The following is a 24,272-nucleotide window of genomic DNA, read 5'->3' on the forward strand; positions in this document are numbered from 1 at the left end:
ATGTTTGGCACAGAAATTCACTGGGTTACTTTTACAATATTAGTAGTTCAAATAGCTATACTTCCGTTCTTGTATATTAATTATTTGTATGATAAATCAAACTTATACAGAAAGCGTTTTTTATACCTAACTATTGTATTTATAATTTATAACTTTTTCTCAGGGTTATTCCCAGATGTTACAATACCAATTCCTACCCTTATACAAAACCTAATTGCTTATGGTGTAGGAATATTATACGTGTTGTATTTTGTGTATTATATTTACAATGAATTTCATATTACTCCTTTTAAGTATTTTTCTGTAAAGTCTATTTTCACCTACTTAATTTCTTTATTTATATTTCTATTTGTAATCCCTTTGATACTTGGGTATGATTTAAATTTTACTCGTAAGTTATTCATTTTTATTCCACTTGTTTTAGCTATTATTTACTCCTTCAAAACCTCATTACGCTTACTTAATATTTATCAAAAAGAATCAATAAATAATCTACAAAAGCATTATAAGCTCAGAATAATATCAGCTAATATTGGAGTGTTTTCTTTATTAACTTTACCGATTATTGTTTTTATCGGTGATTATCAATACATAGAGCAACCTTCAGTAAACCTTGGCTACTTTGTTATGCTGAATGTTTATATTAAAAATCAAATTAGATTACAGAGAGCTAATCAAGAAATTATATCAAACTACTATAAAACTGAAGAGCAAAAACAACCTTTAGATACTTTTAACTTAACAACTAAAGAAAAAGAAGTTGCCGCTTTAATTTTAAAGAACTATAAGTACAAAGACATTGCAGAACTAATGTTTATTACCGAAAAAACCGTTTCAAAACATGCTTCTAACATATTTAAAAAAACAAATGTTAGTAACAGAAACGATTTTAAAAACAAAATAAACAACTAAAAACAAGTAAGTTATTAAAATACGTATAAAATACGTACCACATATTTCAAAAAAATATGGAATATTTATAATATTGAGTATCAATTAAATTCTACACTAAAAGTGTTTTCTCTTTTTTAATTGGAATTAAATTTTGCTTGGGAAACAGAAAGTTTTAAAGTATAAATTGTTATGAATTGCAATTAAGCATTAAATTTATAGCTTATAAATTATAATTTATGAGATATTTATTTAGTGCTTTTTTTAGTTCCTTATTATTAATTAGTGCATGTGCACAAGCTCTTAAAAAAGAGAAAAAAAACAATAATAAAACCGCTGTTAAAGAAATAATAACTGGTGCCGAAAGTACTTCTTTGTATTTACCTTTATTAAAAGGAAAAAATATTGCCATAGTTGCTAATCAAACTTCAACTATTGGAGATACTCATTTAGTTGATTTTTTACACAAACAATCATCAATTCAGGTTCTAAAAGTGTTTGCTCCAGAACATGGATTTAGAGGTAAAGCAGATGCTGGAGAAACCATTAAAGATGGCATTGATACAAAAACAGGTTTACCAATAATATCGTTATATGGTAAAAATAAAAAACCTTCACCTAGTCAACTTGAAAACATAGATATTGTTGTTTTTGATATTCAAGATGTTGGTGCACGTTTTTACACTTATATATCAACCTTACATTACGTTATGGAAGCTTGTGCAGAAGCCAATATACCTATTATTGTTTTAGACAGACCAAACCCCAATGGACATTATGTAGACGGACCTTTACTTGACAAAAAACATAAAAGTTTTGTAGGAATGCACCCGGTTCCCGTAGTTTACGGAATGACAATTGGCGAATATGGAAACATGATTAATGGCGAAAAATGGCTTCAAAATAACATTAATTGTGATTTAACAGTTATTAAACTCCAAAATTACAACCGTAATACACCCTATAGTCTACCTATTAAACCTTCTCCTAACCTTCCTAATGATACAGCTATAAACCTTTACCCTAGTCTTTGTTTTTTTGAGGGAACTAACGTTTCTGCCGGAAGAGGAACATCAAAACAATTTCAAATTTACGGCTCGCCATTTTTAAACAAATCAGAATTCAGTTTTACTCCAAAACCTAATGAAGGTGCTAAATACCCAAAACACAACGGTAAAATTTGTTATGGAGAAGACTTGAGTAGCACTAAAAAAGTAGCACAAATACATTTAAAGTGGTTGATTAACGCATACCAACAGACTTCAGACAAAACAACATTTTTCAATTCGTTTTTTACCAAACTAGCTGGTACAACTAAACTTCAAGAACAGATTAAAAATGGATTTTCTGAACAAGAAATTAAAGCGAGCTGGAAAGAAGATTTAAATAAATTTAAAAAAATCCGTGATAAATACTTACTTTACAAGTAAGTATTTTACAATCCAATAAATTTACTCTAAAAAACCACAATCATTCATCCAGGTATCAGAATATACTTTATTCATATACCTAACTCCATGATCTGGTAAAACTAAAACTACAAAACTATCTTTTGTAAAATATTTTTTTGCAGCGTATTGTTTCGTTGCTTGTATAACCGCACCACAGGTGTAACCTCCAAAAATACCTTCAGCTTGTACTAAAGCTCTAGCTTGCAATGCTGCATCTTTATCAGATACTTTTTCATAAACATCAACTACATCAAAATCTGTAGATGTAGGGATTAAATTCTTTCCTAAACCTTCTATTTTATAAGGAGATATTTCTCCTGCATCAAATTTTCTTGTTTCGTGGTATTTTTTAATTACAGAACCTATTGCATCTACTCCTAAAATTTTTACATCAGGATTTTGTTCTTTTAAATATCGTCCAATACCAGATATAGTTCCACCTGTTCCACTCGCAACAACTACATGTGTTAGTTTACCTTCTGTTTGTTTCCAAATTTCAGGACCAGTTGTAGCGTAATGAGCTTCTATATTTAACTCATTAAAGTATTGATTTATATAAATTGAATTAGGAGTTTCTAAATGAATCCTTTTAGCAGTCTCGTAATACGAACGAGGATCATCAGCAGGAACATTAGCAGGACAAACATGCACCTCAGCACCCATAGCTTTTAAAATATCTATTTTATCTTGAGATGATTTATCACTTACAGCTAAAATACATTTATAACCTTTAACTAAACTAATCATAGCCAAACTAAAACCAGTATTACCTGAAGTAGTTTCAACAATGGTATCTCCGGGTTTTAGAATCCCTTTTTTTTCTGCATTTTCTACTATATGAAGAGCAATTCTATCTTTTGCTGAATGTCCAGGGTTAAAAGCTTCTATTTTAGCGTAAAAATTACCTGGTAAATCTTTAGTAATTTTATGTAGTTTAACAATTGGTGTTTCCCCTATTAATTCTAAGATATTGTTTTTAATCGTGGTATTATTCTCCATTTATTATAATAAAAAAGTCATTTTGAACAGAAGAGAAGAATCGTATTGTATCACTGATTTTTCGCTCTGCTCAAAATGAAAATTCCTCAATTCGAGGGCAAAAGTAACATTATTTTTCTAACTTATTTTCTAAAGCTAAAAAGAAGGCATATTCTCTTGCTGTTTCTTTTAAAGCATCAAATCTACCAGATGCTCCACCGTGTCCTGCTTCCATGTTAGTATGCAGTAATAATAAATTATTATCGGTTTTTAATTCTCTTAATTTAGCTACCCATTTTGCTGGTTCCCAATATTGCACTTGACTATCATGTAAACCTGTGGTAACCAACATATTTGGATATTCTTTTGCTTCTACTTGATCATAAGGAGAATAAGATTTAATATAATCATAATATTCCTTATTATTTGGATTCCCCCATTCATCGTATTCACCTGTAGTTAACGGAATACTATCGTCTAACATGGTAGAAATTACATCTACAAACGGAACAGCAGCTATGATACCATTATATAATTCTGGATTCATATTTACCACAGCTCCCATTAATAAACCTCCAGCAGAACCTCCCATTGCATATAAATGATCAGAAGACGTATAACCGTTATCTATTAAATACTTTGAGCAATCCACAAAATCAGTAAATGTATTTTTCTTATGTAACATTTTACCGTCTTCATACCAGTCTCTTCCTAAATATTGCCCTCCTCTAATATGAGCTAACGCAAAAATAAAACCTCTATCTAGTAAGCTTAGTCTAGTGGTAGAAAAACCATCAGAAACTGTGTATCCATATGAACCATAAGCATACTGTAAAACAGGAGTATCTTTTGATATTTTAGTATCTTTATGATAAACAATAGATAAAGCTATTTTTTTACCATCACGAGCAGGAACCCATAAACGTTTACTGATATAATTTGCTTTATCAAACTTCCCTCCTAATACTTCTTGTTCTTTTTTTATTTCTTTAGATTGATCTTTCATATTAAAATCAACTACAGAACTTGGGGTAGTCATTGAGTTATAAGAATATCTTATGATATCTGTATCAAACTCTGGATTATTGTAAACAGCTGCTGTGTAAGTTTCCTCATCAAAAGGTAAATAGTAATCTTCAGAGCCATCCCAACGCTTAATTCTAATTTTTATTAGTCCTTCATTTCTCTCCTCTAACACCAAATACTCTTTAAAAATAGAAAAATCTTCAAGAAGTGTGTCCTCTCTATGCGGAATAACATCAACCCAATTTTCTTTGGTAGTTTTATTTTCAGGAGTTTTCATTAACTTAAAGTTTGTTGCTCCGTCTTTATTGGTTTTGATGTAAAAATGATCTTGATAATGAGAAATTTCATATTCTAAATCGCGTTCTCTAGGCTGAATAACTCTAAATTCTCCATTTGGATTATCTGCTTCTAAAACACGATATTCTGTAGATACAGTACTGTAAGAGCCTATTACTAAAAACTTGTTAGATTTTGTTTTAAAAACAAAAGTTCCAAAAGTATCGTCTTTCTCTTCATAAACCAATTCATCTAACTTTGAGTCCGATCCTAAAGTATGTTTGTAAATTTTTGACGATCTTAAAGTAACAGGATCCTTTTTGGTGTAAAACAATGTTTTATTATCATTTGCCCAAACACTTCCTCCTGTTGTGTTCTCTATAATATCTTTATAAATTTTACCCGTCTCTAAATTTTTTATTCTTATAAAATACTGTCTTCTACTTACCGTATCTGTAGCAAAAGCGACTAACTTATTATCTAAAGATACATTTAAACCTCCTAGCTGAAAATAATCATATCCTTTAGCTTCATTGTTAACATTAAACAACACCTCTTCTTCAGCTTCTAAGGTTTCTTTTTTCCTTGAATAAATTGGATACTGCTGTCCAGTTTCATACCTTGTAATATAAAAATAACCGTTATCTTTATAAGGTACAGACTCATCATCTTCTTTAATTCTTCCTTTCATTTCCTCAAACAAACTTTTCTGAAAATCATTGGTATATCCCATTTCACTTTCAAAATACTTGTTTTCAGCATTTAGATAATCATACACCTTTTGTGTTTGTTCATCTTTAATTTCAGCATTTTTTTGTGCATCGGTTAATCGCATCCAGAAATAATTATCTGTCCTTACATCACCATGCATTTCTAACTGTTTGGGTTGCTTTTCTGCAACCGGTGCCTTAGTATCGTTATTCATGTTCTTTTCTTTGCAGGACGCAAAAATAACACATAAAACGAAACTGGGTAGTAGTAGCTTTCTCATTTTTTATTGATTTTTATCTGGTTAAAATACTAATTTTGTAACACGTAATTAAAAAAACACAACACTATGTTTGGAGATTTATCTGGAATGATGGATAAGCTGAAACAAGCTCAGCAAAAAGTTGAAGAAACAAAACAACGTTTAAATACTGTTTTAATAGATGAAAGTGGTGCTGATAATAAAATTAGAGTAACAGTTACTGCCAACCGTGAAATTAAATCAATAATTATAGATGATTCTTTATTAACTGATGCTGAAGAATTAGAAGATTATTTAATTTTAACTTTGAACAAAGCTTTAAAAAGAGCAGGTGAAATTAATGAACAAGAAATGGCTGTAGCTGCTAAAAGTGGTATGCCCAATATTCCAGGAATGGACGGTTTGTTTTAAAATAGAACCACAACAAACATCCTATAATTTAAATAGGATGTTTGTTTTTAAAAAAGACTACAATGCATGAAAAAGAGCAATTAGCCAACTATTTAAAACGCTACGGAACCATTTCTAAATCAGATATTAACTACTTTGTTAAAGAAACTAAATTAAAAACTTTTCTTAAATCTGAATATATTTTAGAACCTGGTAAAACTTGCAAACATCAATACTTTATTTTATCAGGCTTAACAAGAACTTTTTATATTGATTATAAAGGAAATGAAAAAATCACACAATTTGGATTAGAGAATTGGTGGCTTACAAATTGGGATAGTTATAAAAATGAAACTCCGTCTAACAACTACATTCAAGCCATTGAAAATACCACACTTCTACAAATAGAAAAAAAATCTTTAAAACTTGCCTTTACTAAAATTCCTTCTTTAGAAAACATATTCAAAAAAATAACCGAAAACTGGTTGATTGCTATCCAAAAAAGAAGTGAATATTATTTAAATTTAGACAGTAAAAGTAGGTATGAAAAATTTATTTCTACATTTCCTGAGTTCATTCAACGTGTACCTCAATACATGATTGCTTCCTATCTAGATATTACCCCTCAACATTTAAGTACCATTAGAGCAAAATCTATTTCTTAAGATATCTTAACTTCTACCTGCATTACCAAAGGTACTTTTGTTTTAAACTTAAACAAAACAAAAATGGAACAGATATTAATTACAGATATCCCTCAAGAAATGATGGATAAATTAGTTGATTTAGAAATCTATATCAACAACATCGGTATTAACATGAAGTTATTAGAATTAATTAGATTAAGAGTAGCACAAATTAACGGATGCGCATATTGCATAGATATGCATTATAAAATATTAAAACACTTAAATGAAACCGATTTACGTCTATCATCTTTAATTATTTGGGAAGAAACTACTTATTTTACTGATAAAGAAAAAGCGTTATTACATTTTACTGAAGCAGTTACAAAATTAAACACCAAAACAATTTCTAACAGTAATTACAAAACTATGAATACTTATTTTTCTAAATCAGAAATAATTTTCATCACATTAGCCATTACCCATATTAATACTTGGACAAGACTTATGAGAACTTTTAAAATAGAAGCAGGAAATTACAAAGTTCATTAACTCAGTAAGCGGTTTAGATTTTCTAAACCGCTTACTAAACACCTTCTTAAAATTATTCTTTAGTTTGTTCTTTCATTGTTAACAAAATCACTTAAAAACACACCTCATTTCTCACTAATAATACTATTTTCGCCAACTTTCTTCACTTTGTAATTTTAAATAATGAGCGAAAAGAATTGGTTAGAATATTATAAAAACAGTTTAACAGATAGTGAAAACTTAGCTATTGATATTACTAAAATTAAAAATCTATACCACCAAAACAATGCCGATGTAAGCAATGCTTTTTTAAATAAAAAACAAGCTAATGAACTTATTGATGCTGAAGAAAAGAGAATTAACAGACTACGTGGTATTTTAAAAAAAGACCATAAAAACTGGAAAAGTATAGAAGAAACTCGCATTTTAATAGCTCCTTTTCATTTAGAATATCAAACAGATAATCAAAATTTCAAGCAAAAAACTATTTATCCTTTTTGGATTAACGCTGTTGTAAATAGATTAGGTCAATTATCTGCACCAAGAGATTTGTTTCCGTTAATTGTAAGAAACTATGTAACTCCTATTGCTGATATAAAAAACGACTTTATATTCTCATCTATAGAAACCATATTAGACGCTAAGAACATACCTGTTCCGGGTGAAGATGACGATACAGAGCCTGTAGCTTGGAATGACTATTGGAATTACATTAATGAAGTATTTACTGCAATTACTTATACCAATTTACAAACCTACAGAGCAGAAAGATATACCACACAATTTAAGCTTACTTATTTTGCCATTAGCTCTAAAATATCAACCGCAAAAAGTATTCTATTTTTATATGAAAATATTTTAAAAACCGAAGAAGAGCTTCCTTTATTGTCAAAAATCACCAATCCTGTAGAAAAAGATAAAAAAGAGGCTATTACCAATATTGACTTTTTAAATTATACACATTTACATTTAGGGCAAATGTCCGATCAATTTCCATTATCTATTAGTCAACGTAAAACACTTCTTTCCTATTTAGCAGCTGAAGAAAGTGCTGTAACGGCAGTAAATGGACCACCAGGAACAGGAAAAACTACATTACTACAAAGCTTAGTTGCTACAGAGGTGGTGAAAAGCGCTATTATTGGAGAAGAACCTCCAATAGTATTAGCTTGTTCTAACAATAACCAAGCAGTAACGAATATTATTGATAGTTTCATTAATGCTGAAAGTAGTATGGAAGAACTCTCTGAAAGATGGATCCCTGATTTTAAAGGATATGCCACTTACCTTCCTTCCAATTCTAAAAATGAAAAATACTTAGGAGATATTAATTTCTTGAAAGGAAATTTATTTGGGCACGAGGGCACTCTGTGTGATCTTGAAGATGAAGCCTATTTAAACAATGCAGAATATTACTTTTTAACCCAATACTGTAATTATTTTAAGGTTGAAAGTAATTCTTTAGAAGATGCTATACACCATTTACAAACTGAAATTATTGCTATTGAAGATATTTTAATGGACGGTGTAGAGTATTCTACCAACTTCTTAGCTTCACTAAGCGTAATTAACAACCTACTAGTCAACCAGAAAGATTTTTTACAAAAAGATGATTTTAAGGTTGAAAAAATTACACAATGGCGCGCATTGCTAACGCAATTAAAAAGTAAAAATAAAGAACAATCTTTTTTAGATGAAGCTCAAAAAATATTTGGAGAGGCTCCTAATACAAATGCTTTATTTAAAATAGAACAATTAAATGAAAAATCTATTCTTCAAAAAATAAAAATATTAAACAATGCCTTAAATAGCGTATTACAAAACCATTTAAAATTAAAAGATTGGCGCTTTCAGCACAATATTAATGGATTCCCTATTATATCTGAAGAAAAACTCTGGGAATCTGAACTTAATAAACTGCAAGAAGAAGAGGTAAAACATCAATATTTTTATGATGAACTAGATCTAAACTTACGTCATAAAGCCTTCTTATTAGCTACTCATTATTGGGAAGCTCGTTGGTTAGTAGCTACAAGAGAAGCATTAGAAGAAGATACCGAAAAAGGTACTGGTGAACACGTAATTCAATTAAAATGGAAACGAAGAGCAATGTTAACTCCGTGCTTTGTTGCTACATTTTATATGGCGCCAAGTCATTTTGTATACAGTCAATACCAAGGTGAAAACGAAAACGGAAAACCTCAATTTGATTATTTACCGCTTTATAATTTTATAGATCTTTTAATTATTGACGAGGCTGGACAAGTTACCCCTGAAGTAAGTATTCCTGTATTTGCACTAGCTCAAAAAGCTTTTGTTGTTGGTGATTTAAAACAAATTGAACCTATTTGGTCTATCCCTCAAAAAATAGATAAGGGAAATTTAGCGACGCAAGAGTTATTTCAACATTATAATTATGATCAGCTTCAAGAGACTGGTTTTTTAGCCTCAAATGGATGTATCATGAAAATGGCACAACATGCTTGCGAATACCAAACTCCAGTTAAAAAAACAATTGAAAAAGGTTTAATTTTACTAGAGCATAGGCGATGTAATGATGAAATTATTAACTTTTGTAACGAGTTAGCCTATGGTGGTATATTACAACCTATGAAAGGAAAAGCAAAAGAAGATCAAATATTCCCTTCTATGATTGCTTACCATGTAGATGGTGTTAGTGAACGTAAATATAATAGCAGATGTAATATTGCAGAGGTAAAAGCAATAATTACATGGTTACAGCAACATAAAGACGATATTCAAAAAGCATATAATGTAAAAAACATAGAAAGTGTTTTAGGGATTATTACACCATTTGCTAGCCAAAAAGGTGAATTATCTAAAGCTTTAATTGAAGCAGGATACAAAATTAATGATATTAAATTAGGAACGGTGCATGCGCTGCAAGGTGCTGAAAGAAACATAATATTATTTAGCTCTGTTTACACACACAAAGACGAAGGAACAATGTTTTTTGAAAAAGATAACAAGCCCAACATGCTAAACGTATCCGTTTCCAGAGCAAAAGATAGTTTTATTTTATTTGGTGATACACAAATATTTGACGAAACAAAAAACACACCTTCAGGTGTTTTAAAAAGACATTTAAATGTTCATGAAGCAGCAGTATAAATTAAAAAAACCTCACAAAAGTGAGGTTTTTTAATTATATAATTCATTGATTTTTGATCTATTTATCAAACTCAACAATTGTCTTTTTAATTATAGCAATACAATCTCTTAATTGCTCTTCAGTCATTACTAAAGGCGGTGCAAAACGAATAATGTTACCATGTGTTGGTTTAGCTAATAAACCATTATCACGTAATTTTAAACAAATATTCCAAGCAGTATCACTATCTTCAGTATCATTAATTACAATAGCGTTTAACAGACCTTTACCTCTAACTAAAGTGACTAGTTCCGTTTCCTCAACTAACTTACCAATTTCTTCTCTAAATATTTCACCTAATCTAAAAGCGTTTTCAGCTAATTTTTCATCTCTAATAACTTCCAAAGCAGCAATAGCAACTGCAGCTGCAACAGGGTTTCCTCCAAACGTAGAACCATGATTACCAGGACGAATAACATTCATTATTGGATCATTAGCTAACACAGCAGAAACCGGATAAGCTCCTCCTGATAATGCTTTACCTAAAATTAAAATATCAGGCTTTACTTCTGGTGTTCCAGAACAATTTTTATCAGCACAAGAACAGTTACCACAAGTTGCTAATAATCTTCCTGTACGCGCTATTCCAGTTTGTACTTCATCAGCAATAAATAACACATTATATTTTTCACATAATGCTTTTGCTGCTACTAAATACCCTTCAGAAGGCACATATACTCCTGCTTCACCTTGAATAGGTTCTGCCATAAATCCAGCAACATTCTTATTGTTTTCTAAAGCTTCCTCTAATGCTTTTAAATTATCGTATTCAATTTTAATGAAACCTTGCGTATATGGTCCAAAGTTTTTACGAGCTACAGGATCATTTGAAAACGAAATAATAGTAGTAGTTCTACCGTGAAAATTGTTTTCACAAACAATAATCTCTGCTTCATTTTCATCAATTCCTTTTACTTCATAAGCCCATTTTCTACAAATTTTCAAAGCAGTTTCTACAGCCTCTGCTCCAGTATTCATAGGTAATAATTTATCAAAACCAAAGTACTCCGAAGCAAATTTTTCATATTTACCCAACATGTCGTTATAAAACGCTCGTGAGGTTAATGTTAATGTTTTTGCTTGATTTACCATGGCATCCACAATTTTAGGATGACAATGTCCTTGGTTTACTGCAGAATAAGCAGATAAAAAATCGTAATACTTTTTTCCTTCAACATCCCAAACATAAACTCCTTCACCTTTGCTTAAAACTACAGGTAATGGATGATAATTATGTGCTCCGTATTGGTTTTCTAAATCTATCGCTTGTTGCGAAGTTAATTGGTCTAAAACAGCCATTTTAAAAATTTTAGTGTGTGAATAAAATAACCATTCCTACTGTACCTTTATTTTTTCGAAGAACTCGAAAAAGCAGCGTGGGAGAGAAATCATCCCTATGAGTGTGCAAATTAGTAAATATTAAGCAACACTTACAACGATTTTTTACTATTTTTTACGTTAACAACTCATCTTTTTCTAATTTTGCAATCTTTATAAATTGTAACACATGCCACGCAGAGAACGTAATAAATTTGTTAAACGAGGAGAAGTAATTGAACTTCTTATTGAAGACTATGCCTTTGGAGGAAAAGGTATTGGTAGAATTAGAAATGAATTAGGAGAATTTATTGTTTTTGTTCCTAACACACTGCCAGGGCAATTGGTAAAGGCTCGTGTTGCAAAATCACAAAAAAAATATGCTGAATGTAAACTATTAGAAGTAATCAAAGATTCTGATGATGAAATAGCAATTAACTACCAACAAATACCTGGTGCTCCATATATTAAGCTTCCTTTAGAAAAACAGCATGAATATAAATACACAAGTACTCTTTCTTTATTTAAAAAGATTGGTAAAGTAGCTAATATTGAAGATTATTTTGATGAATTCATAAGCTCTCCTAACGTATTTCATTATAGAAATAAAATGGAATATAGCTTTTCTGCTATTGGGTTTGATAAAGAATTAAATTCTGATGTAGATGAGTTTACTCTTGGTTTTAAAAAGCGTGGTACTTGGTGGATGGGTGAAAACCTTGACCAAGATAGCGGACTTTTTGATGCTGAGTTAGAAAATAACCTTAAAAATATTAGAGCCTATTTACAAAAAACTGGGTTACCTCCTTGGCATGCACCAAGAAAAGAAGGTTTTTTCAGATATTTTGTAGTTCGTAAATCATACAAAACTAATGAGTTGCTATGTAATTTAGTAACAACTTCTGATGGTTTAGATAGTTTTGATTTAAATGCTTTTTCTAAATATTTAGTTGATTTATTTGGCAACAGAATTGCTGGTTTATTACATACCATAAATGACGAAATTGGTGATAGAACTATTGCCACTGACGGTAGTATTAAATTAGTATATGGAAAAAGTAAAATTGTAGAAGAATTATTAGGACTAAATTTTGAAATAAGTATGAAAAGCTTCTTTCAAACCAATCCTAAATCTGCAGAAAAACTATACACTAAAGTTATTGATTATGCTCTAGAAAATAAAGAAGCTATCGATAACACTGTTGTTATGGATTTATTTTGTGGTACAGGTACCATAGGTCAAATTTTAGCTTCAAAAAGCAATAATACAAAAATTGTAGGTGTAGACATTGTGGCTTCTGCCATTAAAGATGCTAAAGAAAACGCCAAAAGAAATAATATTAGTGGTGTGGAGTTTTTTGCAGCAGATGTAGGCAAGTTTTTAACAGAGCATCCGCAGTATAAAAACAAAATAAGAACCATTATATTAGATCCTGCAAGAGCTGGAATAGCTCCAAAAACCTTAAAAAAGATTATAAATTTAAAAGCAGAAAGAATGGTTTATGTATCTTGTAACCCAGCAACACAAGCAAGAGATACAGAACAATTAATGGAAGCTGGCTATAATATTAAAAAAATAAGCTTAGTAGATCAATTTCCACATACTTCTCACATTGAAACTGTGGTGCTTTTTGAAAAATAATATATGAAACGAATCCTTTCAGCCATTGTATTAGTTGTAATTATATCTTTTTTATCCTGTGAAAAAGATGATTTTTGCACACAAAATCCAGTTACACCTAATTTAGTCATCCGTTTTTATGATTACTCAAATACAGATACTCTTAAAACCGTACAAAGATTATCTGTAATTGCAAGTGGAAAAACAGATAGTATACTAACAACTAGTACTACAGATAGTATTGCTATTCCTTTAAACGCTGCAGCATTAGAAACAGAATATACACTTGTAGCTGACTTTACTGTGGATGGCGTAAATACCACAAGAGAAACAGCAACTTTGAAAGCTAATTATAATACCGAAGAAGAATTTGTTTCTAGATCATGTGGTTTTAAAATAGTTTTTAACGATGTTATTCTAGAAAAAACAGGATGGATAGATAGTTTATCTACCTCACAAATTACTACTATTAACAATGAAAATAGCGCACATGTTAAAGTATTTCATTAGTCTTTGTTTTATCATATCGTCTACATTAATAGTAAGCCAAGAAAAAGATAAGCAAGAACAAAAAAAAGACACCATTATATACAAAACAGGTTACGGACTTAGATTAGGAGTTGATATTAGTAAACCTGCTCTCCAATTTGTAGATAAAAGCTATACAGGCTTTGAGATTGTTGGAGACTATCGAGTTTCAAAAAGGTGGTATGTTGCTGCAGAAATAGGTCATGAAGAAGAAATTACTTTTGAAGACTTTACCAAATCCACTTCCAAAGGTCAGTATATACGATTAGGAGCTAACTTAAATACCTACAATAATTGGTTAGATATGAATAATGAAATTTATGTTGGTGGAAGATACGGGCTTGCAATTTTTGATCATACTTTAAATAGCTTTACACCAAACGTAAATTCAACATATTTCCCGGGTATTGAACAAATCGTTTCAAAAACTCAAACTGGGTTAACCTCCCATTGGTTTGAATTTCAGGTAGGAATTAAAGCAGAAACATTTAAAAATTTATTTGTTGGTTTTAGTGCTGCCTATAAGATTGGAATTAGTATTGAAGATCAAGAAGGCTTTAAAACACTGTATGCACCTGGTTTTAATAGGGTTTTCAGTAGTAATACAGGTTTTGGGTTTAACTATACCATATCTTACCTTATACCTTTTGTTAATAAGTAATTTTCGCTGATTGTATTGATTTCACTAACTTTACAGCTCGAAAAATAAAACTTATTAACAATGGATAGAATACCAAGCGTAAATTTAAAAGACTTTTTATCTGATGATGCTGCAACAAAGCAAAAATTCATAGATGAAATTGGTAGCGCTTACGAAAACATTGGTTTTGTAGCTCTAAAAGGACATTTTTTAGACGATAAATTAGTAGATAATTTATATTCAGAAATAAAAAAATTCTTTGAATTACCAGTAGATACGAAACAGAAATACGAAATTCCAGGTATTGGTGGACAACGTGGTTATGTTTCTTTTGGTAAAGAAAGTGCAAAAGGAAAAAAAGAAGGAGATTTAAAAGAATTTTGGCATTTTGGCCAGTATGTAGATGCAGATTCTAAATACGCTAATGAATATCCAGCTAATGTTGAAGTAGAAGAATTACCAGAGTTTAATGCTGTTGGTAAAAAGACCTATCAAATGTTAGAAAAAACAGCTAAATACGTTTTACGCGCTTTAGCACTTCACTTAGGTTTAGAAGAAACTTATTTTGATCAATATATCAAAGACGGTAACAGTATTTTACGCCCTATTCACTATCCTCCTATACATGAAGAGCCTAAAGGTGCTGTTAGAGCTGCTGCTCATGGAGACATTAATTTAATCACACTTTTAATGGGAGCTCAAGGTAAAGGTTTACAAGTTCAAAATCATGAAGGAGAATGGATTGATGCAATTGCTGAACCTGATGAGTTAATGATAAATGTTGGCGATATGTTATCTCGTCATAGTAATAATAAATTAAAATCTACAATTCACAGAGTAGTTAACCCTCCTAAAGAATTATGGGGCACCTCACGTTACTCAATTCCTTTCTTTATGCATCCAGTATCTGACATGAAATTAGATGTTTTAGAGAATTGTATAGACGAAAACAATCCAAAAAAATATGATGATATTACAGCGGGTGAGTTTTTAAATGAACGTTTACGTGAATTAGGATTGATAAAATAGTATCTGATGGATTTACAAGATCAGTTAAAAAATCTTTTTCCAGATCATCAATTCGAAGAACCCAAAAAAGAGGAAAAACCTGATATTTGGCTTCAAGATGATCCTATAATATGTAAATACGAAAAACGTAAAGGAAAGCCAGTTACTATTTTAGAAGGATATAACGGCGCTTCATCAGATTTTAAAAAATTAGCCAAAGAAATTAAAACCAAACTCTCTGTTGGTGGTAGCTTTAAAGATGACACCATAATAATTCAAGGTGACTACCGAGATAAAATTATGTCACTTTTAAAAGATAAAGGTTTTAAAGTTAAAAGAGTTGGCGGATAATATAGTAAGTTGTTAAAAACAGAATGTTTTTAGCAACTTATTTTTTTATATTCGTTTTTTTTTAACAAAAACCAAACTAAATAACTAAAAATAAAACACTTACACACTAAAAATTTACTTTCTACCGTTTTTTTAGTATTATTGAACAACAAACCTACCCCTAAAATCATGAAATCAATTTTACATATAACCAATGGTGATGTAACCACACAGCAATTAAAACAATTAGGTTTTAAAGATGAAATAATAACATGGCGAGAAATGCTATGTGAAGGTAAAACTACAACAGATGTTGGAAGCGAAGGTTTCTGGAAAACTAGATTTGACTTTTTAAATGACAATTATAAAATTAGTAAGCAAAAATTTATCAATTTTACCTTAAAAGAATATCGAAATCTTTGTAATCAAAAACAACAAGATGAAATTGTTTTATGGTTTGAATATGATTTGTTTTGTCAAATTAACATGATTGCTGTTATTAGTTGGTTAAAACAATACAGAAATAACCGAAAAATTACTTTGGTACAAAGTGGTAATGTAAAAAATAGCAAAAAATTAAAAGGTTTAGGAGAACTCAATCAAAAGCAATTATTAGCACACTATAACAACAGAATAACTTTATCTAAAGATGACATTGAATATGCCGATTATATTTGGCAATTATATTGTTCAGACAGTCCATTACGTTTAGAAACTGTACATAAATTCAATCCAATGTCTCCGTTTATATATTTAGAGGAAGCTATTAAAGCACATTTATTACGCTTTCCATCTATAGAGAACGGGTTAAATACTATTGAAAATAATATTTTACAAGTTGCTGAACATCAAAAAACGGCAAATAAAGAAGCCTTTATTGGTAAAATAATAAAGCAGCAAGAAGTTTATGGTTTTGGTGATACTCAATACAATAAAACCGTAAATGACCTTAAAAACCTTTTTAAAAGTTTTAATCCAGTAAAACTTAATGAACTTGGTAAACAAGTTCTCCAAAATCAAGTAAACTACTACGGGCAAATTCGTTCTGATTTTTCGTATCTTGGCGGTTCTAAAAAATACAGCTACTTGTATGTGAACGCAAACAACAAGCTACTGAAAATTACATCATAAATGAGTATACAACAATCAGAGTTAATTTTAAATGCAGACGGAAGTATTTATCATTTAAATTTAAAACCAGAAAATATAGCCAATGATATTATATTTGTTGGCGATCAATATAGAGTTGAAAAAGTTACCAAACACTTTGACAGTATTGAGTTTACCACTCAAAAAAGAGAGTTTAAAACCACAACAGGAGTATACAAAGAAAAACGCTTAACAGTTATTTCAACTGGTATTGGGCCTGATAATATTGATATTGTTTTAAACGAATTAGATGCACTTGTTAATATCGATTTAGCAACAAGAAAAGTTAAAGAGACACATACTACACTTAATATTACTAGAATTGGAACCTCTGGTTCTTTACAAGCAGATATACCTGTAGATAGCTTTTTATTAAGTTCACATGCTATTGATACTAACGGAATGTTACACTCTTATCAAATAGAAGATATTAGTCATCCAGAAATTGAAGAGGCTTTTGTTGCTCATACCAACTGGTCTTCAAAAAAAGCTGCTCCTATAGTAATAGCAGGTTCGTCTGTTTTAGATCAAAAATTATCTTCTGATAAGGTGTACAAAGGTATGACTGCTACCGCAGGTGGTTTTTATGGTCCACAAGGAAGAGTTTTACGTTTAGCGTTACAAGACAACAACTTAAACACTAAAATAGATAGTTTTAACTTTAAAAAAATTAGAGTTACTAACTTAGAAATGGAAACATCTGCTATTTATGGTTTAGCTAAATTATTAGGACACAATGCAGCTTCTATGAATGCTATAATTGCCAACAGAGCAAATGGAACATTTAGCAATAACCCAAGCAAAGTTGTAGCTGATTTAATTGAATATACACTAGAGAAATTAGTAGAGTAAATGCTAAATTTAAAAGTAGGTGGTGTACCAGAACATTTTAATTATCCGTGGTACATTACATTAAAAAATAAAGAATACACAAAAAAAGGAATCAATCTAAGATGGTCTGATTTTCCTGGAGGAACTGGTGATATGTGTAAAGCCTTACGCAACGGAACAGTTGATATTGCCATAGTTCTTACTGAAGGTATTATTAAAGATATTATTAATGGAAATCCATCTAAAATAATTCAAACTTTTGTTAAAAGTCCCTTAATTTGGGGAATTCATGTTGGAGCTAATTCTAAATTTAAGACTATTCAAGATTTAGAGCATGCCACAGTTGCCATCAGTAGGTTTGGCTCAGGTTCTCATTTAATGGCTATTGTTAACGCATACAATAATGGATGGGATGTTACCAAACTAAAGTTTAAAGTTGTAGGTGATATTCAAGGAGGTATTGATGCTTTAACAACTGGAGAGGCTGATTACTTTATGTGGGAACATTTTACCACTAAACCTTTGGTAGATAACGGAACTTTTAGAAGAGTTGGTGACTGCCCTACTCCATGGCCATGTTTTGTAGTTGCTGTAAGAGATGAAATTTTAGAAAATCATCCAAAAGAAGTTGCTACGGTCTTAAATATTATTAATAATTGTACTTCAGATTTTAAAAAAATTAATAATATTGATGCAACGTTAGCTGATAGGTATGAACAACAGCTAGAAGATATTCAAGAATGGCTTTCTATTACCGAATGGAACGATGGAAAACCCATTTCAAAAAATATATTAACCAGAATTCAAAATAAAATGGAAAACTTCAACGTTATAGAAAAGAAGATTGATTCTGGTAAATTAATAGGAATTTTGTAACTTTACCCCATAAATTATTAAAAATGAAGAGAGTAGTATTTATTGCAATTTGTATCGTTGGTTTATTAGGATTTACTTCATGCGGAAGCACAAGTCCTTGTGGTTTATCGCAAAAAACTAAACAAACTAAACAAAATCATCAATCTGAAGTATTAGTTGCTGACGCAACTGTTGAATAAGATTGATTGTTCTTTTTTTCAAATTCAATAAATCCGCTTTTTCAGGCGGATTTTATTGTTTTATGATAAACATTTAATTCTTTTCTTCCAACATCGGTACAAATCTAAAATCACCTAGCTCGTGCTTTTCAAATTCTTTTGCTGATTTTCTTATAAATAAAGTCATAACCTGTTCTCCATCCCCTACAGGAATTAATAACTTACCACCTATTTTTAATTGTGCTAATAGTGGGTTTGGAACATAAGGAGCGCCTGCAGTTACTATAATTTTATCAAAAGGAGCTTGTTCTGGCAACCCTTTATAACCATCACCAAAAATAAAACGTTTAGGTCTGTATCCTATTTTAGGTAAAAACAATGATGTTTTTTTAAACAACTCATGCTGTCTTTCTATGGTATAAACCTGTGCTTTTAACTCTAACAAAACAGCAGTTTGATACCCAGAGCCTGTACCAATTTCTAAAACCTTTTCTCCAGGTTTAACTGCCAAAACTTCTGATTGAAACGCTACTGTATATGGATGTGATATGGTTTGATTGGCAGCAATAGGAAATGCTTTATCTTGATACGCATGATCTACAAAACTACTATCAATAAACAAATGACGTGGAATTTTTCTTACGGCATTTAATACATTTTCATCAGTAATTCCCTTTGCTTGTAATACGTTTGCTAACTGATTTCTAAGTCCTTGGTGTTTGGTTGTATCTCTCACGAATCCTACATTTTCAGCAAGCTAAAAGTAGTAATTATTGCCAAAAAAAATCTATAAAAGTGTATCTTTGTTTGCGTTGATAACCAAAAAACAATAATCAACTAAAAACTAATAACTTAATTACATATGTTAAAAGCTGGGGTTCTGGGTGCTGGTCATTTAGGAAAAATTCATTTGCGTTTATTACAACAATCAGATAAATATGAATTAGTAGGATTTTATGATCCTTTTACTGAAAACGCTCAAAAAGTAGCCGAAGAGTTTGGTTATACACTTTTTAAATCTATTGATGAATTAATAGATGCCGTAGATATTGTTGATATTGTTACGCCAACACTTTCTCATTTTGAGTGTGCAAAACAAGCAATTGAGAAAGGAAGACATATTTTTATTGAAAAACCAATAACCACAACCGTTCAAGAAGCAGAAGCAATTAGAACATTAGCGAGTCAAAATCACGTTCGCGGTCAAGTTGGACATGTAGAACGTTTTAATCCAGCTTTCACAGCTGTTAAAAATATGATTGACACACCAATGTTTATAGAAACTCATAGACTTGCAGAGTTTAACCCAAGAGGTACAGATGTACCGGTAGTTTTAGATTTAATGATACATGACATTGATATTATTTTGTCTGTAGTAAAATCTAAAGTTAAAAATGTACATGCTAGTGGAGTGTCTGTTATATCTGAAACTCCTGATATTGCTAATGCTAGAATTGAATTTGAAAACGGATGTGTAGCCAACTTAACATCTAGCAGAATATCTATGAAAAACATGCGAAAGTCTCGCTTTTTTCAAAAAGATGCATATATCTCAGTAGATTTCTTAGAAAAAAAATCTGAAGTTGTTAAAATGAAAGACGCTCCAGAAAATCCAGATGAGTTTGCTATGATTTTACAAAATGCAGAAGGCATAAAAAAGCAAATTTATTTTGAAAACCCTAAAATTACAGCCAACAATGCTATTTTAGATGAATTAGAGTCATTTGCAGATGCTATTCAAAACAATACTACTCCAATAGTATCTTTACGCCAAGGCACTGAAGCATTACGAGTAGCACAACAAATTATAGACTGTTTTTAAATTATTAACTAATTATTGCGTTAGGGATTGCGTTATTTGTATGAGCTCTTTTGTTTAGTTTACGTTACAAAAAGCGAGTAACAAAAGCCCGCCCCGAAGGGGAACGCCCAAAATTATATATACTTTTATTATGAAAAATATTGCCGTAATTGGTGCAGGAACAATGGGGAATGGTATTGCACATACTTTTGCTCAATTTGGTTACAATGTTCAATTAATTGATATTTCTGAAGCTGCCTTAGAAAAAGGTGTAGCAACTATTGCTAAAAACTTAGACAGAATGGTAGCTAAAGAAAAAATTAGTGAACAAGACAAACAAAACACCTTAAATAATATTACGAAACACACCGATATTAAAACTGGTGTTCAATATGCTGGCTTAGTGGTGGAAGCTGCTACTGAAAATATTGATTTAAAACTTAAAATTTTTAAACAATTAGATGAAGTTTGTGCTGAAGATACAATTTTAGCTACCAACACCTCATCAATTTCTATTACTCAAATTGCAGCAGTAACTAACAGACCTGAAAAGATAATTGGTATGCACTTTATGAATCCGGTGCCAATTATGAAGCTAGTTGAAATTATTAGAGGTTATAATACTTCTGATGAAGTTAATGACTTTATTGTTGATTTAACTGAAAAAATTAATAAAGTACCTGTTGAAGTAAATGATTACCCTGGATTTGTTGCTAACAGAATTTTAATGCCAATGATTAATGAAAGTATTGAAACTTTATACAACGGCGTAGCTGGTGTAAAAGAAATTGATACAGTTATGAAACTAGGTATGGCTCATCCTATGGGACCTTTACAATTAGCAGATTTTATTGGTTTAGATGTTTGTTTATCTATTTTAAACGTAATGTATGAAGGGTTTAAAAACCCAAAATATGCACCTTGCCCGTTATTAGTAAACATGGTTACAGCAGGAAAATTAGGTGTAAAATCTGGAGAAGGTTTTTACGATTACTCTGAAAGTAGAAAAGCTGAAAAAGTGGCTAACATGTTTAGTTAATTTTCTTCTTATAACTTAAAAAAAAAGGAACTCTTTCGAGTTCCTTTTTTTCTTAAAAACTGTTTGTATTTCTATTTAATTAGGAACTTTCCTTTCATTTGTTTGTTACTAGATTGAATACTAAAAAAGTACATACCAGATGATAAATTACGTTTATTAAAACTATATGAATTTCTTCCTGCTACACCTTCAAAACTTTGTTTAAATACACGTTTACCAAATAAATCATAAACTTCAAAATTGTAAACCGATTTAGTATCTGAGTTAAAACTGAAGCTAGCAGATGATGCCATTGGGTTTGGACTTACAGTCACCTTATTGTTAACTAATTGCTCCTCTTCTACTCCAGCAGTTGCTGAACTTCTAAACAAAACATCTGTAACCTCAAGAGTTTTATTTACTGTTTGATTACTTTCAGCTACAAGTGTAAAAAATATCATTTTTACATCATTTATTTCATTGGCATTTACAAAATCATTTTTATTAATAATGAAGTTTTGACTATTCTCAGTTAAATCAACAATAGTATACATTTGATTTTCCCATGCCTCAATGCTTTCTTTAACTAACATTACTTTTAATTTACCAGTACCTTTGGCATTAAATGAAATAGCATCATGTGATGATAAATCTACGCCACTAAACTTAGGTGTTAATGATCTGTACACAGAAATATCTTGATTACTCGAAGTTTCTATTGCAAAATTTCTTTCTACTCCATAAACATCTGGGTCAAAATTTGTAGCGTTTTGAGATACGTTAAAGTTACTAACATACGGTTGTGAACTATAATCTAAGCCCCAAGTACCATCTGACACAAAAACATCGTCTGGCGTCATGTCATACTGATTACTTAATCGGAATCCAAAGTCATATAATGCACCTGCATCAAAAGTAACATGATTTAAGTATTCATTTAATTCTATTTGCTGAGATACAAACTCCTCCGAACCAGTTTCTGTATTTCTTTTATATCCTTCTAAAGTAGTAGAAACATTACTAAATATATTTACGATATCTAAATGAACCTCACCTTGATTATATTCAACTTTTCTAACAAAAACAGGAGGTGCTTCAGAGGTATTGTATGACGTAATTGGTTTTTGTACTTCTACCAAACGTAAAACTTCTTCTGCTAACTTGTATAAATCATCAATAGTACTTGCCCATATTTGAAAGTTGTAAAACCCTGAATCTTGAGTAAATTTGTCTAAATTCCAATGAGATTCTACAGAAAAATTATTATCCGGCAATAATCTTGCAGAAAAACTTGCAACAAATTCTTGTGAACCATCTGGTTTTTTAACTACAGATTTTAAAAAGATGTTTTCATTAATTTCCATGTTAGAAACCGATAATAATTCAGCTCCAGTAAAACGATCACATATATGTTTTGTGTGTTCATACACAGAGCTTTCTGTTTGTAAAGCTAACAAAGTACCAATACTAGCGCCATCTCTTACGTAATCAACAGATACTACATCAACAGCATTGGTTATATCTACTAAATCTGACGGAGAACTTTCTACAGCCTGCGCGTTTTCTAACACATCCATTGGAATAAAATCCCATAAGGTCATGTTGCTTGATCTTGCAGCATAATTTTGAGGTTTAACAACTCTTCTTGCTGTTAATGAACTAAACTTGTAATTATTTTTAACTCTTGAAAAATTTCTATAACTAATTTGTTGTGACAACCTGTTATTACTCTCTAACCCACCATCATTTCCACTAGAGGTTGCTGAAAAAACAGGACAAACCGCTACTCCTGAACAAGAAGGATCGTCACAGTCTACAAGACCATCACCATCATCATCTACTCCATTTGTACAATCTTCTTGTGGTACAGGAGCGGTTGGACATCTAGCACCGTCATTACTAGAACTAGAAGGTCCGTATGCAAATAAATTTGATGAAATAATTGAACCTATTCCTAAATTTTGAACTTGCCTAACTATATATACCGTACCTGTTTGATTTGCAGATACGTAAAAATTACCATCAACATCGAAATATACTGCACCATAGGTATAATTTAAACCTGATAAAATAGGTACAATACCAATTTCTTGGACAACACCTGTTGCAGGATCTATTTTACACAATAAGTTAGTACCCTTTTCTACAGTGTATAACATATTATCTGCTGCATTAAAAGCCCAATCATGACAATTAATGCTCCTAGACAAAGTTCCTGTTCCTATATTTGTTAAATAAGTTGGGGATGCTGGATCTAAATCAACTTTATAAAAACCATCACCTCCACTTTTAAGATAATAAGTACCATTTGGGTGTACATCTCCAACATAAGAAAATGGTGCATTTGCAACTGTATAGGTATCTACCTGATAGTTAGCTCCAATTCTAACTAAAGTATTAGCTGGTGACTTTAAAGAGCCCCAAATGTAACCATCTACACTATTATAACCTACTCCATTAATGTTTGCGGGAGTTATATTTATTCCGTCTAACACAGCATTACCTGAAGCTAAATTTTGTGAATAAACATCGTTATTTTGAAATAAGTAGGCTTCCTCAACGCAATTGAATGGAGAGTTTTGTGCTACAATTTTTGTGGCTGCGAAGTTTACAAGCAATAGCACTAGTAAACTTTTAAGGTAATTTTTCATCATTAAACAAGTTTTGGGTATTATTCTTTGCTA

At 30.8% G+C, this 24,272-nt stretch carries 22 protein-coding genes; 17 read left to right on the plus strand and 5 right to left on the minus strand.

The genetic code is table 11. The annotated features are described in order from the left end of the window. The gene (locus tag ACFQ1U_RS10345; RefSeq protein WP_386108032.1) at positions 1-912 is read left to right on the plus strand and encodes a helix-turn-helix domain-containing protein; all 912 of its coding nucleotides are present in this window, start codon (positions 1-3) and stop codon (positions 910-912) included. 218 nt (positions 913-1,130) lie between these two features. Next, entirely contained in the window at positions 1,131-2,321 is a 1,191-nt protein-coding gene (locus tag ACFQ1U_RS10350; protein WP_386108034.1) for an exo-beta-N-acetylmuramidase NamZ family protein, read from the plus strand. Positions 2,322-2,342: 21 nt separating this feature from the next. Here the strand turns inward: ACFQ1U_RS10350 and ACFQ1U_RS10355 are convergent, their stop codons facing one another. Next, on the minus strand, positions 2,343-3,341 hold the full coding sequence (locus tag ACFQ1U_RS10355; protein WP_386108036.1) for a PLP-dependent cysteine synthase family protein: 999 nt from the start codon (positions 3,339-3,341) through the stop codon (positions 2,343-2,345). A gap of 109 nt (positions 3,342-3,450) precedes the next feature. Continuing rightward, entirely contained in the window at positions 3,451-5,547 is a 2,097-nt protein-coding gene (locus tag ACFQ1U_RS10360) for a S9 family peptidase (RefSeq protein ID WP_386108038.1), read from the minus strand. Positions 5,548-5,679: 132 nt separating this feature from the next. On the opposite strand from ACFQ1U_RS10360, the gene ACFQ1U_RS10365 reads away from it, so the two are divergent. The 4 genes from ACFQ1U_RS10365 to ACFQ1U_RS10380 all read left to right on the plus strand — a co-directional run bounded on the left by ACFQ1U_RS10365 (position 5,680) and on the right by ACFQ1U_RS10380 (position 10,271). After that, entirely contained in the window at positions 5,680-6,003 is a 324-nt protein-coding gene (locus ACFQ1U_RS10365; RefSeq protein WP_386108040.1) for a YbaB/EbfC family nucleoid-associated protein, read from the plus strand. Positions 6,004-6,065: 62 nt separating this feature from the next. Continuing rightward, positions 6,066-6,647, plus strand: coding sequence for a Crp/Fnr family transcriptional regulator (locus tag ACFQ1U_RS10370; RefSeq protein WP_386108042.1), 582 nt, complete (start codon positions 6,066-6,068; stop codon positions 6,645-6,647). A gap of 63 nt (positions 6,648-6,710) precedes the next feature. Beyond that, a complete protein-coding gene (locus tag ACFQ1U_RS10375) occupies positions 6,711-7,160 on the plus strand; it encodes a carboxymuconolactone decarboxylase family protein (RefSeq protein WP_386108044.1) in 450 nt (149 codons plus the stop codon). Positions 7,161-7,322: 162 nt separating this feature from the next. Continuing rightward, entirely contained in the window at positions 7,323-10,271 is a 2,949-nt protein-coding gene (locus ACFQ1U_RS10380; protein WP_386108046.1) for a DEAD/DEAH box helicase, read from the plus strand. Between the two features lie 58 nt (positions 10,272-10,329). Here ACFQ1U_RS10380 and rocD read toward each other — a convergent pair whose 3' ends face one another. Next, the gene (gene rocD, locus ACFQ1U_RS10385) at positions 10,330-11,610 is read right to left on the minus strand and encodes an ornithine--oxo-acid transaminase (RefSeq protein ID WP_386108048.1); all 1,281 of its coding nucleotides are present in this window, start codon (positions 11,608-11,610) and stop codon (positions 10,330-10,332) included. 208 nt (positions 11,611-11,818) lie between these two features. Between rocD and rlmD the strand changes: the two genes are divergently transcribed. From rlmD to ACFQ1U_RS10430, 9 genes are all read left to right on the plus strand, one after another. Further along, positions 11,819-13,270 carry a 23S rRNA (uracil(1939)-C(5))-methyltransferase RlmD gene (gene rlmD, locus ACFQ1U_RS10390; RefSeq protein WP_386108050.1) on the plus strand — a complete coding sequence of 484 codons (1,452 nt, stop codon included), beginning with the start codon at positions 11,819-11,821 and terminating at the stop codon, positions 13,268-13,270. Between the two features lie 3 nt (positions 13,271-13,273). Further along, positions 13,274-13,759, plus strand: a complete 486-nt coding sequence (locus ACFQ1U_RS10395; protein ID WP_386108052.1) for a DUF6452 family protein — start codon at positions 13,274-13,276, stop codon at positions 13,757-13,759. Further along, positions 13,725-14,438 carry a DUF6048 family protein gene (locus ACFQ1U_RS10400; RefSeq protein WP_386108054.1) on the plus strand — a complete coding sequence of 238 codons (714 nt, stop codon included), beginning with the start codon at positions 13,725-13,727 and terminating at the stop codon, positions 14,436-14,438. Before ACFQ1U_RS10395 ends, ACFQ1U_RS10400 begins: the two co-directional genes overlap by 35 nt. A gap of 60 nt (positions 14,439-14,498) precedes the next feature. After that, the gene (locus ACFQ1U_RS10405) at positions 14,499-15,446 is read left to right on the plus strand and encodes an isopenicillin N synthase family dioxygenase (RefSeq protein WP_386108056.1); all 948 of its coding nucleotides are present in this window, start codon (positions 14,499-14,501) and stop codon (positions 15,444-15,446) included. Positions 15,447-15,452: 6 nt separating this feature from the next. Next, on the plus strand, positions 15,453-15,776 hold the full coding sequence (locus tag ACFQ1U_RS10410) for a translation initiation factor (protein WP_386108058.1): 324 nt from the start codon (positions 15,453-15,455) through the stop codon (positions 15,774-15,776). Positions 15,777-15,944: 168 nt separating this feature from the next. After that, on the plus strand, positions 15,945-16,886 hold the full coding sequence (locus tag ACFQ1U_RS10415) for a DUF1835 domain-containing protein (protein WP_386108060.1): 942 nt from the start codon (positions 15,945-15,947) through the stop codon (positions 16,884-16,886). Next, positions 16,887-17,756, plus strand: a complete 870-nt coding sequence (locus ACFQ1U_RS10420) for a nucleoside phosphorylase (RefSeq protein WP_386108062.1) — start codon at positions 16,887-16,889, stop codon at positions 17,754-17,756. Beyond that, on the plus strand, positions 17,757-18,611 hold the full coding sequence (locus ACFQ1U_RS10425) for a substrate-binding domain-containing protein (protein ID WP_386108064.1): 855 nt from the start codon (positions 17,757-17,759) through the stop codon (positions 18,609-18,611). Positions 18,612-18,634: 23 nt separating this feature from the next. Then, complete coding sequence (locus ACFQ1U_RS10430; protein ID WP_386108066.1) at positions 18,635-18,790, plus strand: hypothetical protein; 156 nt, start codon at positions 18,635-18,637, stop codon at positions 18,788-18,790. Positions 18,791-18,863: 73 nt separating this feature from the next. On the opposite strand, the gene ACFQ1U_RS10435 is transcribed toward ACFQ1U_RS10430, so the two are convergent. Continuing rightward, a complete protein-coding gene (locus tag ACFQ1U_RS10435) occupies positions 18,864-19,505 on the minus strand; it encodes a protein-L-isoaspartate(D-aspartate) O-methyltransferase (RefSeq protein ID WP_386108069.1) in 642 nt (213 codons plus the stop codon). A gap of 126 nt (positions 19,506-19,631) precedes the next feature. Between ACFQ1U_RS10435 and ACFQ1U_RS10440 the strand changes: the two genes are divergently transcribed. Together ACFQ1U_RS10440 and ACFQ1U_RS10445 are read left to right on the plus strand one after the other, a co-directional pair. Then, positions 19,632-20,591, plus strand: a complete 960-nt coding sequence (locus ACFQ1U_RS10440; RefSeq protein WP_386108071.1) for a Gfo/Idh/MocA family protein — start codon at positions 19,632-19,634, stop codon at positions 20,589-20,591. A 130-nt stretch (positions 20,592-20,721) separates the two neighbouring features. Next, a complete protein-coding gene (locus tag ACFQ1U_RS10445) occupies positions 20,722-21,609 on the plus strand; it encodes a 3-hydroxybutyryl-CoA dehydrogenase (protein ID WP_386108073.1) in 888 nt (295 codons plus the stop codon). 71 nt (positions 21,610-21,680) lie between these two features. Here ACFQ1U_RS10445 and ACFQ1U_RS10450 read toward each other — a convergent pair whose 3' ends face one another. Continuing rightward, positions 21,681-24,242: a DUF6923 family protein gene (locus ACFQ1U_RS10450; protein ID WP_386108075.1), complete on the minus strand. Its 2,562-nt coding sequence runs from the start codon at positions 24,240-24,242 to the stop codon at positions 21,681-21,683. Positions 24,243-24,272: the final 30 nt, after the last annotated feature.

Origin of the sequence: Tenacibaculum geojense, assembly GCF_042676005.1 — a bacterium.
In the GTDB taxonomy this organism is placed as follows: domain Bacteria; phylum Bacteroidota; class Bacteroidia; order Flavobacteriales; family Flavobacteriaceae; genus Polaribacter; species Polaribacter geojense.

What these genes read in the sequence shown, in the direction of transcription:
- ACFQ1U_RS10400 (WP_386108054.1), top strand. Translation starts at nt 13,725, where the DNA reads ATGAAAATAGCGCACATGTTAAAGTATTTCATTAGTCTTTGTTTTATC.
- rlmD (WP_386108050.1), top strand. Translation starts at nt 11,819, where the DNA reads ATGCCACGCAGAGAACGTAATAAATTTGTTAAACGAGGAGAAGTAATT.
- ACFQ1U_RS10365 (WP_386108040.1), top strand. Translation starts at nt 5,680, where the DNA reads ATGTTTGGAGATTTATCTGGAATGATGGATAAGCTGAAACAAGCTCAG.
- ACFQ1U_RS10430 (WP_386108066.1), top strand. Translation starts at nt 18,635, where the DNA reads ATGAAGAGAGTAGTATTTATTGCAATTTGTATCGTTGGTTTATTAGGA.
- ACFQ1U_RS10405 (WP_386108056.1), top strand. Translation starts at nt 14,499, where the DNA reads ATGGATAGAATACCAAGCGTAAATTTAAAAGACTTTTTATCTGATGAT.
- rocD (WP_386108048.1), bottom strand. Translation starts at nt 11,610, where the DNA reads ATGGCTGTTTTAGACCAATTAACTTCGCAACAAGCGATAGATTTAGAA.
- ACFQ1U_RS10380 (WP_386108046.1), top strand. Translation starts at nt 7,323, where the DNA reads ATGAGCGAAAAGAATTGGTTAGAATATTATAAAAACAGTTTAACAGAT.
- ACFQ1U_RS10440 (WP_386108071.1), top strand. Translation starts at nt 19,632, where the DNA reads ATGTTAAAAGCTGGGGTTCTGGGTGCTGGTCATTTAGGAAAAATTCAT.
- ACFQ1U_RS10370 (WP_386108042.1), top strand. Translation starts at nt 6,066, where the DNA reads ATGCATGAAAAAGAGCAATTAGCCAACTATTTAAAACGCTACGGAACC.
- ACFQ1U_RS10420 (WP_386108062.1), top strand. Translation starts at nt 16,887, where the DNA reads ATGAGTATACAACAATCAGAGTTAATTTTAAATGCAGACGGAAGTATT.
- ACFQ1U_RS10350 (WP_386108034.1), top strand. Translation starts at nt 1,131, where the DNA reads ATGAGATATTTATTTAGTGCTTTTTTTAGTTCCTTATTATTAATTAGT.
- ACFQ1U_RS10445 (WP_386108073.1), top strand. Translation starts at nt 20,722, where the DNA reads ATGAAAAATATTGCCGTAATTGGTGCAGGAACAATGGGGAATGGTATT.
- ACFQ1U_RS10355 (WP_386108036.1), bottom strand. Translation starts at nt 3,341, where the DNA reads ATGGAGAATAATACCACGATTAAAAACAATATCTTAGAATTAATAGGG.
- ACFQ1U_RS10410 (WP_386108058.1), top strand. Translation starts at nt 15,453, where the DNA reads ATGGATTTACAAGATCAGTTAAAAAATCTTTTTCCAGATCATCAATTC.
- ACFQ1U_RS10375 (WP_386108044.1), top strand. Translation starts at nt 6,711, where the DNA reads ATGGAACAGATATTAATTACAGATATCCCTCAAGAAATGATGGATAAA.
- ACFQ1U_RS10345 (WP_386108032.1), top strand. Translation starts at nt 1, where the DNA reads ATGTTTGGCACAGAAATTCACTGGGTTACTTTTACAATATTAGTAGTT.
- ACFQ1U_RS10360 (WP_386108038.1), bottom strand. Translation starts at nt 5,547, where the DNA reads ATGAATAACGATACTAAGGCACCGGTTGCAGAAAAGCAACCCAAACAG.
- ACFQ1U_RS10415 (WP_386108060.1), top strand. Translation starts at nt 15,945, where the DNA reads ATGAAATCAATTTTACATATAACCAATGGTGATGTAACCACACAGCAA.
- ACFQ1U_RS10425 (WP_386108064.1), top strand. Translation starts at nt 17,757, where the DNA reads ATGCTAAATTTAAAAGTAGGTGGTGTACCAGAACATTTTAATTATCCG.
- ACFQ1U_RS10450 (WP_386108075.1), bottom strand. Translation starts at nt 24,242, where the DNA reads ATGATGAAAAATTACCTTAAAAGTTTACTAGTGCTATTGCTTGTAAAC.
- ACFQ1U_RS10395 (WP_386108052.1), top strand. Translation starts at nt 13,274, where the DNA reads ATGAAACGAATCCTTTCAGCCATTGTATTAGTTGTAATTATATCTTTT.